The organism is Wenyingzhuangia fucanilytica (assembly GCF_001697185.1).
GTDB classification, from domain to species: domain Bacteria; phylum Bacteroidota; class Bacteroidia; order Flavobacteriales; family Flavobacteriaceae; genus Wenyingzhuangia; species Wenyingzhuangia fucanilytica.
In genome coordinates, this window is sequence record NZ_CP014224.1 from 1,846,307 (window position 1) to 1,858,614 (window position 12,308).

The 12,308-nt window shown below is 29.8% G+C and carries 6 protein-coding genes; 5 read left to right on the top strand and 1 reads right to left on the bottom strand.

Annotation, left to right across the window (positions count from 1 at the left end; all coding sequences use genetic code 11):
- Nucleotides 1–394 precede the first annotated feature (394 nt).
- From AXE80_RS07475 to AXE80_RS07495, 5 genes are all read left to right on the top strand, one after another.
- Nucleotides 395–4,408, top strand: coding sequence for a T9SS type A sorting domain-containing protein (locus tag AXE80_RS07475; RefSeq protein WP_157359372.1), 4,014 nt, complete (start codon nucleotides 395–397; stop codon nucleotides 4,406–4,408).
- 381 nt (nucleotides 4,409–4,789) lie between these two features.
- Nucleotides 4,790–7,276, top strand: a complete 2,487-nt coding sequence (locus tag AXE80_RS07480; protein WP_157359373.1) for a leucine-rich repeat domain-containing protein — start codon at nucleotides 4,790–4,792, stop codon at nucleotides 7,274–7,276.
- 19 nt (nucleotides 7,277–7,295) lie between these two features.
- The gene (locus AXE80_RS07485) at nucleotides 7,296–9,302 is read left to right on the top strand and encodes a T9SS type A sorting domain-containing protein (RefSeq protein WP_068825929.1); all 2,007 of its coding nucleotides are present in this window, start codon (nucleotides 7,296–7,298) and stop codon (nucleotides 9,300–9,302) included.
- A 521-nt stretch (nucleotides 9,303–9,823) separates the two neighbouring features.
- Nucleotides 9,824–10,795 carry a DUF4421 family protein gene (locus AXE80_RS07490; RefSeq protein WP_068825931.1) on the top strand — a complete coding sequence of 324 codons (972 nt, stop codon included), beginning with the start codon at nucleotides 9,824–9,826 and terminating at the stop codon, nucleotides 10,793–10,795.
- Nucleotides 10,796–10,870: 75 nt separating this feature from the next.
- Entirely contained in the window at nucleotides 10,871–11,371 is a 501-nt protein-coding gene (locus AXE80_RS07495; protein WP_068825932.1) for a hypothetical protein, read from the top strand.
- Between the two features lie 72 nt (nucleotides 11,372–11,443).
- Here the strand turns inward: AXE80_RS07495 and AXE80_RS07500 are convergent, their stop codons facing one another.
- Nucleotides 11,444–12,259 carry an enoyl-ACP reductase FabI gene (locus AXE80_RS07500; protein WP_068825934.1) on the bottom strand — a complete coding sequence of 272 codons (816 nt, stop codon included), beginning with the start codon at nucleotides 12,257–12,259 and terminating at the stop codon, nucleotides 11,444–11,446.
- Nucleotides 12,260–12,308 lie beyond the last annotated feature (49 nt).

The window sequence follows — 12,308 nt, forward strand, 5'->3', positions numbered from 1 at the left end:
AAACAAAGATAAATAAACCAACTTATTTTGTATTAAATTAAACAAAATGATTCCTTATTTAAATTATCATTAACAAATTAGGAATAAGTTGGGAATTGAAATGTTAAAATAATAAAAATGTTTAACCAACTCAAAAATTTAATCCTAAGGTTTTAAACTTATATAAATTGAAATTGTTAATTTTTAAACCAAAAAAGTCAACCTATTTTTAGGAAAACAGAAACCATAAGAAACTAAAAGATGTATATTTGCTTTATATTGAGGGCAATAAAAAACATATTTTATGATTCATGTATTTGTGGTAAAATAAAGAATAGACACTTTTAAATATGATTCTAAATGTATTATTGTACTTTGTATAAAAACCTATTATTATAAACTAAAAATTAATGTGATGAAAAAAACTACTCTACTAATTTTTTTATTTATTGCTGGGCTGCTTTCAGCGCAGACAACTAGCATCCCCGATCCTAATTTTGAGCAAGCTCTTATTAATTTAGGGCTCGATTCAGGAACTGTTGATGGTACCGTGCCAACAGCTAATATCAATAACTTAACAAGTTTAAATGTTTCTGACATGGGTATTAGTAATCTTACAGGTATAGGAGATTTTGTTGCCCTAACAAATTTGGACTGTTCTCTAAATAGTTTAAGCACATTGAATTTAAGTGCCAATACAGCAATTGAAATTTTAAATCTTTCTGAAAATGATTTAAACACATTAGACCTAAGTGCCAATACAGCAATTACAGATTTAGATCTTTCTAACAATAACTTCTCTACATTAAATCTAAGTGCTAATACAGCGATTACTACATTAAATGCTGAGGAGAATAATATAAACACATTAGATTTAAGCACCAATACAGCAATTGAATTTTTAAATCTTTCTGACAATGAATTATCTACATTAGATCTAAGTGCCAATACAGCGATTAAAGCATTAGATCTTTCTTACAATGACTTCTCTACATTAAATCTAAGTACCAATACAGCCATTGAAGAGTTATCGATTCATAATAATCTATTATCCGCATTAAATCTAAGTACTAATACAGCAATTATAGGATTAAGCCTTTCTGAAAATAGTTTAACCTCATTGGATTTAAGTGCCAATACAGCAATTATAGATTTAAATGTTAACAATAATCAATTAACATCATTGAATATAAGTGGCAATACAGCACTTACAACGTTACTTGCTGAGGAGAATCTATTAACATCATTGGATTTAAGTACCAATACAGCAATTACAGATTTATATGTTAACAATAATCAATTAACCGCATTGGATTTAAGTACCAATACAGCGATTACTACATTAAATGCTCAGCAGAATCAATTAACCTCATTGAACATAAGTGGAAATTCAGTACTTACAGATTTAAGTGTTTATGATAATCAATTAACCACATTAGATTTAAGTACCAATACAGCAATTATAAATTTAAGTGTTTATGAGAATCAATTAACCGCATTGAATTTAAGTGCCAATACAGCGATTACTACATTAAATGTTGATGATAATCAATTAACTTCATTGGATTTAAGTACCAATACAGCAATTACAGAATTATATGCTACACACAATCTATTAACATCATTGAATATAAGTGGCAATACAACACTTACAACGTTACATCTTCATCACAATCAATTAACCGCATTGGATTTAAGTACCAATACAGCAATTACAGAATTACATGTTAGCACTAATCAATTAACCGCATTGGATTTAAGTGCCAATACAGCAATTACAGATTTAGATGTTGAAAAGAATCAATTAACCGCATTGGATTTAAGTGCCAATACAGCGATTACTTCATTAATTGCTGAGGAAAATCTATTAACCTCATTGAATTTAAGTGCCAATACAGCACTTACAGAATTAAATCTTGAAGATAATCAATTCTCCACATTAGATTTAAGTACCAATACAGCGATTGAATATTTATACCTTTCTGAGAATCAATTAACCGCATTAGATTTAAGTACCAATACAGCAATTATAAATTTAAGTGTTTATGAGAATCAATTAACCGCATTGAATTTAAGTGCCAATACAGCACTTAAAAGTTTAGATGTTAACACTAATCAATTAACCACATTAGATTTAAGTACCAATACAGCGATTACAGATTTAGATGTTAACAATAATCAATTAGACGCATTAGATTTAAGTAACAATACAGCTATTGAATATTTATACCTTTCTGATAATCAATTAGACGCATTTGATTTAAGTGCCAATACAGCGCTTATTGAGTTATATATTAATGATAATGAATTAACCACATTAGATTTAAGAAATGGAGCCAATCAGAGTTTAACAGCTATGAATGCTACAAACAATCCTGATTTAACCTGTATCTTTGTGGATAGCAAAACCTATGCTGATACCAATTTTACAAATGTAGATGCTACAGCTAATTTTATGGAGACTGACCAAGAATGCTCCCTGAATTATACACAGATTCCTGATGCTAATTTTGAGCAAGCTCTTATTAATTTGGGACACGATTCAGGACCTATTGATGGTAAGGTGTATACAGCTAATATCAATGTCTTAACGAGTTTAGATGTTTCTAATACTAGCATTAGTGATCTTACAGGTATTGAGGATTTTGTGGCACTAACAAGTTTGAACTGTTCTAACAACAGTTTAACTACTTTGGATTTGAATACTAATACAGTACTTACAAGTTTAACTGCTAATAACAATCAATTAACCACATTGGATATAAAAAATGGTAATAATCAGAATTTTACAACGATGAATGCCACTAATAATCCTAACTTAACCTGTATCTTTGTGGACGACCATACCTATGCAAAGGCCAATTTTACCGATGTAGATGGTGCAGCTAGCTTTTTGGAAACTAAAGCTGAATGTGGTCTTTATACCACTATCCTAGATGCTAATTTTGAGCAAGCTCTTATTGATTTAGGACACGATTCTGGATCTGTTGATGGTGCAGTGCCAACAGCTAATATCAATACCTTAACTAGTTTAGATGTTTCTGTTAGTAATATTAGTGATCTTACAGGTATAGAAGCTTTTGTAGCATTAACAAATTTAGACTGTTCTGAAAACAGTATAACTACATTGGATTTAAGTGCCAATACAGCAATTACAGAATTATATCTATATAATAACAGTTTAACCACATTAGATTTAAGTACCAATACAGCGATTGAAGTTTTAGACCTTTCTATTAATCAAATCTTTTCATTAGATTTAAGTACCAATACAGCACTTACAGAATTAGACCTTTCTGAAAATCAATTAGACATATTAGATCTAAGTGCCAATACAGCGCTTGAAGAGTTAAGACTTCATGATAATCAATTTACCGCATTAAATCTAAGTAGCAATACAGCACTTACAGAATTAGATCTTGAAGATAATCAATTAACAACCTTAGATTTAAGTGCCAATACAGCCATTATAGAATTATATATTCAAGACAATCAATTAACATCATTAAATATAAGTGGTAATACTGCACTTACAGATTTAAATGTTAATAATAATAAACTTACCTCATTGGATTTAAGTACCAATACAGCACTTACAGATTTATATGTTGACCAGAATCAATTAACCGCATTGGATTTAAGTGCCAATACAGCGATTACTACATTAAATGCTCAGGAGAATCTATTAACCTCATTAAACATAAGTGGTAATACAGTAATTACAAAATTATATATTGAAAATAACCAATTCTCCACATTAGATTTAAGCACCAATACTGCACTTACACATTGTTATGTTAACAATAATCTATTAACCTCATTGAATTTAAGTGCCAATACAGCGCTTGTAGATTTAAAACTTCATGAAAATCAATTAACCACATTGAACTTAAGTGCCAATTCAGCCATTAAAGAGTTATTGATTAATAATAATCAATTAACTTCATTGGATATAAGTAATACGGATATTGTAGTATTAGACGTATCTAATAATCAATTAACCACATTAGATCTAAGAAATGGTTTAAATGATCTTATGAATGATTTTGTGTTTGATGCTACTAACAATCCTGACTTAACTTGTATCTTTGTGGATAGCAAAACCTATGCAGAAGCCACTTATACAAATGTAGATGCTACGGCTAATTTTGTAGAGACTGAAGCTGAATGTAATACTTTATCTATTGATGACGATGTATTATTAGAGAGTGATGTAGAAATTTATCCTATACCAGCAAAAGATGTTATTTATGTAAAAACAAGTTTGCCTACTACTAAACTTGAGATCTACTCAGCTTCAGGAAAAAGAGTTTATGAAACTACAAACTTCACTACTATTAATGTAAGCAAGCTTAATTCTGGTGTATATTTCATTAGACTGTATATGGAAAATGGAAGTTTTGTTAATAAAAGAATTGTAATAGAATAATTTTTTAACAAACTAGTTTTCATTACAATGTTATAAAAGCCTCTCTACTTTTAGAGAGATTACATAAAAAAAGGAGTAGGAATTAATTTTCTACTCCTTTTTTCTTTTTGTATATATTCTTATTTCTAGTAAATAAAGGAGTTTTAAAAAATTATAAAATAAGTAAACAGGATAAATTCAAAAGTCAACCTATTTTTAGGAAAACAGAAACCATAAGAAACTAAAAGATGTATATTTGCTTTATATTGAGGGCAATAAAAAACATATTTTATGATTCATGTATTTGTGGTAAAAAAAGAATAAACACTTTTATATATGATTCTAAAATGTATTATTGTACTTTGTATAAAAACCTATTATTATAAACTAAAAATTAATGTGATGAAAAAAACTACTCTACTAATTTTTTTATTTATTGCTGGGCTGCTTTCAGCGCAGACAACTAGCATCCCCGATCCTAATTTTGAGCAAGCTCTTATTAATTTAGGGCTCGATTCAGGAACTGTTGATGGTACCGTGCCAACAGCTAATATCAATAACTTAACAAGTTTAAATGTTTCTGACATGGGTATTAGTAATCTTACAGGTATAGGAGATTTTGTTGCCCTAACAAATTTGGACTGTTCTCTAAATAGTTTAAGCACATTGAATTTAAGTGCCAATACAGCAATTGAAATTTTAAATCTTTCTGAAAATGATTTAAACACATTAGACCTAAGTGCCAATACAGCAATTACAGATTTAGATCTTTCTGACAATAACTTCTCTACATTAAATCTAAGTGCTAATACAGCGATTACTACATTAAATGCTGAGGAGAATAATATAAACACATTAGATTTAAGCACCAATACAGCAATTGAATTTTTAAATCTTTCTGACAATGAATTATCTACATTAGATCTAAGTGCCAATACAGCGATTAAAGCATTAGATCTTTCTTACAATGACTTCTCTACATTAAATCTAAGTACCAATACAGCCATTGAAGAGTTATCGATTCATAATAATCTATTATCCGCATTAAATCTAAGTACTAATACAGCAATTATAGGATTAAGCCTTTCTGAAAATAGTTTAACCTCATTGGATTTAAGTGCCAATACAGCAATTATAGATTTAAATGTTAACAATAATCAATTAACATCATTGAATATAAGTGGAAATACAGCACTTACAACGTTACTTGCTGAGGAGAATCTATTAACATCATTGGATTTAAGTACCAATACAGCAATTACAGATTTATATGTTAACAATAATCAATTAACCGCATTGGATTTAAGTACCAATACAGCGATTACTACATTAAATGCTCAGCAGAATCAATTAACCTCATTGAACATAAGTGGAAATTCAGTACTTACAGATTTAAGTGTTTATGATAATCAATTAACCACATTAGATTTAAGTACCAATACAGCAATTATAAATTTAAGTGTTTATGAGAATCAATTAACCGCATTGAATTTAAGTGCCAATACAGCGATTACTACATTAAATGTTGATGATAATCAATTAACTTCATTGGATTTAAGTACCAATACAGCAATTACAGAATTAAAAGTTACACACAATCTATTAACATCATTGAATATAAGTGGCAATACAACACTTACAACGTTAAATCTTCATCACAATCAATTAACCACATTGGATTTAAGTACCAATACAGCAATTACAGATTTAGATGTTAGCACTAATCAATTAACCGCATTGGATTTAAGTACCAATACAGCGATTACTTCATTAAGTGCTGATAAGAATCTATTAACCTCATTGAACATAAGTGGCAATACAGTACTTACAGAATTAAATCTTGAAGATAATCAATTCTCCACATTAGATTTAAGTACCAATACAGCGATTGAATATTTACACCTTTCTGAGAATCAATTAACCGCATTAGATTTAAGTACCAATACAGCAATTATAAATTTAAGTGTTTATGAGAATCAATTAACCGCATTGAATTTAAGTGCCAATACAGCACTTAAAAGTTTAGATGTTAACTCTAATCAATTAACCACATTAGATTTAAGTACCAATACAGCAATTACAGATTTAGATGTTAGCACTAATCAATTAACCACATTAGATTTAAGTACCAATACAGCAATTACAGATTTAGATGTTAGCACTAATCAATTAACCGCATTGAATTTAAGTGCCAATACAGCAATTACAGATTTAGATGTTAGCACTAATCAATTAACCACATTAGATTTAAGTACCAATACAGCGATTACAGATTTATATGTTAACAATAATCAATTAGACGCATTAGATTTAAGTAACAATACAGCTATTGAATATTTATACCTTTCTGATAATCAATTAGACGCATTTGATTTAAGTGCCAATACAGCGCTTATTGAGTTATATATTAATGATAATGAATTAACCACATTAGATTTAAGAAATGGTGCCAATCAGAGTTTAACAGCTATGGATGCTACAAACAATCCTGATTTAACCTGTATCTTTGTGGATAGCAAAACCTATGCTGATACCAATTTTACAAATGTAGATGCTACAGCTAATTTTATGGAGACTGACCAAGAATGCTCCCTGAATTATACACAGATTCCTGATGCTAATTTTGAGCAAGCTCTTATTAATTTGGGACACGATTCAGGACCTATTGATGGTAAGGTGTATACAGCTGATATCAATGTCTTAACGAGTTTAGATGTTTCTAATACTAGCATTAGTGATCTTACAGGTATTGAGGATTTTGTGGCACTAACAAGTTTGAACTGTTCTAACAACAGTTTAACTACTTTGGATTTGAATACTAATACAGTACTTACAAGTTTAACTGCTAATGACAATCAATTAACCACATTGGATATAAAAAAATGGTAATAATCAGAATTTTACAACGATGAATGCCACTAATAACCCTAACTTAACCTGTATCTTTGTGGACGACCATACCTATGCAAAGGCCAATTTTACCGATGTAGATGGTGCAGCTAGCTTTTTGGAAACTAAAGCTGAATGTGGTCTTTATACCGCTATCCCCGATGCTAATTTTGAGCAAGCTCTTATTGATTTAGGACACGATTCTGGATCTGTTGATGGTGGAGTGCCAACAGCTAATATCAATACCTTAACTAGTTTAAATGTTTCTGTTAGTAATATTAGTGATCTTACGGGTATAGAAGCTTTTGTAGCATTAACAAATTTAGACTGTTCTATAAACAGTTTAACCACATTGGATTTAAGTACCAATACAGCAATTACAGAATTAGACCTTTCTGAAAATCAAATAACCACATTAGATTTAAGTAACAATACAGCGATTACAGAATTATATCTACATGAAAACAGTTTAACCACATTGGATTTAAGTGCAAATACAGCGCTTGAAAAGTTATTTGTTAGTGATAATCAAATAAGTGCATTGAATCTAAGTAACAATACAGCTATTACAGAGTTAGGTCTGTCTAATAATCTATTCATGACATTAGATCTAAGTGCCAATACAGCGATTACAAATTTATATGTTGACACTAATCAATTAACCGCATTGGATCTAAGTACCAATACAGCGATTGCAATATTAGATGCTAATGATAATCAAATAACCACATTGGATTTAAGTACCAATACAGCCATTACAGAATTAAATCTTAATAATAATAAATTAACCGAGTTAGATATAAGTGCCAATACAGCCATTACAAAATTAAGTGTTAATAATAATTTCTTAAGCACATTGGATCTGTGGACCAGTACATATCTTACAGAATTAGATGTTAGTAATAATAAATTAACATCCTTGGATCTAAGAAATGGTGTTAATCAGAATTTTACAACGATGGTTGCTACAAACAATCCTGATTTGAGCTGTATCTTTGTGGATAGCAAAACCTATGCAGAATCTAACTTTACAAATGTAGATGCTACGGCTAGTTTTATGGAAACTTTACAAGAATGCACTCAATTATATACACAAATTCCTGATTCCAACTTCGAGGATGTATTAAAGGATTTAGGTTATGATTCTGGAACACGAGATGGTCTAGTTCTAACAGCTAACATTAGTGGTGTAACGTCTTTAAATGTTTATAGAGAGAATATTAATTCTCTTGAGGGTATAGAGGCTTTTACTTCTCTTACCGAGTTAAACTGTATTGAGAACCATTTGACAGCCTTGGATCTGAGTAGTAATACAGCATTGACCTCTCTGTACTGTGCTGATAACAATTTAGATGCCTTAGACGTGAGTAGTAATACGGCACTAGAAGTATTGAGTTGTGGTGGCAACAATTTAGACGCCTTAAATGTGAGTAATAATACGGCACTAACAACTTTGAGTTGTAATAACAATAGTATAAATGCTTTAGATGTGAGTAGTAATACAGCACTAACAACTTTGAGCTGTGATAATAACAGTTTAACTGCCTTAGACCTGAGTAGTAACACGGCACTGACTGAGTTATACTGTTCTGATAATAGTTTGAGTACTTTAGATCTAAGAAATGGTGCCAATTCGAGTTTAACAGCTATGAATGCCACAAACAACTCTAGCTTAACCTGTATCTTTGTGGATAGCAAAACATATGCAGAAGCCAATTTTACAAATATAGATGCTACAGCTAATTTTGTAGAGACTGAAGCTGAATGTAATACTTTATCTATTGATGACGATGTATTATTAGAGAGTGATATAGAAATTTATCCTATACCAGCAAAAGATGTTATTTATGTAAAAACAAGTTTGCCTACTACTAAACTTGAGATCTACTCAGCTTCAGGAAAAAGAGTTTATGAAAGTACAAACTTCACTACTATTAATGTAAGTAAGCTTAATTCTGGTGTATATTTCATTAGACTGTATATGGAAAATGGAAGTTTTGTTAATAAAAGAATTGTAATAGAATAATTTTTTAACAAACTAGTTTTCAGTACAATGTTATAAAAGCCTCTCTACTTTTAGAGAGATTACATAAAAAAAGGAGTAGGAATTAATTTTCTACTCCTTTTTTCTTTTTGTATATATTCTTATTTATTGTAAACATAGGAGTTTCAAAAAATTATAGTTTTTGAATAAAACCCTACAACTGAATTAAAAACAGAAACTAAAAAACCATAACTTGTTCCTAACCCTTTTTCTTTCTATTCCCCCTTTAAACTTAAAGCAGCTAAACCTCATACACCAAACTAGCTTTTGAACATCCCCCCCTAATCATCAGTCAAATTTAAAATGTTCTAATTCCTAAAAAGTTTGCTACAAAAAAACATCATGCCTTAGGACAAAATAAAAATTACTAAAGGAATATCAAATATTTAAAAACCTATACTTCTTATTTTACTATCTTAACCACACTAATTTATGAGAGATATAATAGTTTAACTGTGATGAAATATTTTAAGACTTTAATCATATTATTAACTTCTATAAATATGTTTTGTCAAACAACTAAAGACTCTACATATATAGTGGACTTAAATAAAAAAATTACGCTTAAACTAAGTACTAGCAATAAAACCGAAAGCTTTTCGGTAAAAAGTCCACAACAAAAATTTGAACTTGCTCCAAATACAGAATTCATTACCAAACTAGGTTTTAATTATCGCTTTGTATCCTTTTCTATAAAATTACCCACAGAGTTTATACATCATTATAATCATGATCGTAAAGGAAAATCAAAACTATTTTCTTTTGATTTAGATATTTTTATAAAGCGTTGGCATCATTATTTATCATATAATAAAACTAAAGGATATTATATCACCAACACCAAAGATTTTATTTCTGATTGGGATCCTAAAACGGATCAATACCTTCAATTCCCTAATTTGCACTACACCGCAATTACAGGAATTAGTTCATATGTTATGAATCCAAACTTTTCTTTAAAATTTGTAACCAATCAAAATGAAAAACAGCTAAAAAGCACAGGTAGTTTTATCCCTTCTATTTCTTATCAATATTATATTATTGATGACAAAGAAACATTAACGACCAACAACTCAACTCAACAGTCTAAAACTCTTGAAATTGTTCCCGAAATTGGTTATCATCACACCCATATTCTTAAAGAGAATTTTTATATTTCTGGTGGAGCCATTGGAGGTGCTGGCTACAAAAATTTACAATTAACTACTCGTTCTTTAGATAACTCTATTCAAAGTACAAGTCATAATATCATTATGCAGGCTAAGGCCGAAATTGCAATGGGATATGATAATGAATACTTTTTTTCTGGATTAAAATTAGCCAAAACATGGAATCAGGAACTAAGAAAAAAATCTAGCACAACCTACTTTCATAACGAATTATTCTTTCGTTTTTTTATAGGATATAGATTTAAAGCTCCAAAAAAAATTGATACTTTCGTGACGCAAAAAATTTTATCTAAAATCCCTTTCTGATAAAATTTTTAATTCCCCTCTCCCCTTATTAAACCTTTATAATTAAATAATGTCTTAGAACAAAAAATATAACAAATGACAAATAAGTACATGAGAATTATCCACAGGTATTTAGGATTTTTTTTAATTGGAATTATGAGTGTTTACGCACTAAGTGGAATCGTTTTAATTTTTAGAAATACAGATTTTTTAAAGAACGAAACAACCATTCAACGTGAAATAGGAAAAAACATTCCTAACAAGGAACTTGGGAGAAGTTTAAGGCAAAAGAATTTTAAAGTTTTAAAAGAAGAAAACAACACTGTATTCTTTAAAAACGGAGAATATAATAAACAAACTGGAGTTGCCAATTATACTACCAAGGAACTTCCTTATGCTTTACATCAAATGACAAAGCTTCACAAAGCTAACTCTGACCATCCTTTATTTTGGTTAAACATATTTTTTGGAGTTTCATTATTATTCTTTTCTATTTCTTCTTTTTGGATGTTTATGCCCAAAACAGCAATTTTTAAAAAAGGAATGTGGTTTACTTTAGGTGGAATTGTTTTAACATTGGCTTTATTGTTTATATAAAACCAATAAGTATACATCATAAAAAAAGCCTTTACTTTCGTAAAGGCTTTTTTTATGATAAAATTTTTAAGACTATTCTTGATCTTCAAAAGCAGCCATAATTTCATTAGAAACTCCCATGTTAGAGAAACCTCCATCGTGGAATAAGTTCTGTAATGTAACTTTTTTGGTTAAATCAGAGAACAAAGTAATAGTATAATCTGCACATTCTTGAGCTGTTGCGTTTCCTAATGGAGACATTTTTTCAGCGTAGTTGATAAATCCAGAGAATCCTTTTACTCCGTTACCAGCAGTAGTTGCTGTTGGAGACTGAGAAATAGTGTTTACACGTACTTTGTGATCTCTACCAAAGAAATATCCAAATGAACGAGCAATAGACTCTAAATAAGCTTTATTGTCTGCCATATCATTATAATCAGGAAATACTCTTTGAGCTGCCATATAAGTTAAAGCTACAATTGATCCCCACTCTGCCATTGCATCTTTTTTGTATAAAACTTGCATTACTTTGTGAAAAGACAATGCAGAAATATCAAAACCTTTATGAGTAAAATCGTAATTGTTGTCTGTATAATGAATTTTTTTACGAACGTTTACAGACATTCCAATAGAGTGTAAAACAAAATCAATTTTACCTCCTAAAATCTCAACTGACTTCTCAATTAAGTTTTCGATGTCTTCTAATTTAGTAACATCCGCAGGAATTATTTCAGAACCTGTCTTTTCAGCTAATTCGTTAATTTCTCCCATACGCATTGCTATAGGGGCATTTGTTAAAACAAAAGTTGCTCCTTCTGCATGTGCAGATTCTGCCACTTTCCAAGCAATTGAATTAGAGTCTAAAGCTCCAAAGATGATTCCTCTTTTACCTTTTAATAAATTGTACATATGTATATGTTTAAAATATAGTGTTCTATAAGGGTTAATAGATTCGACA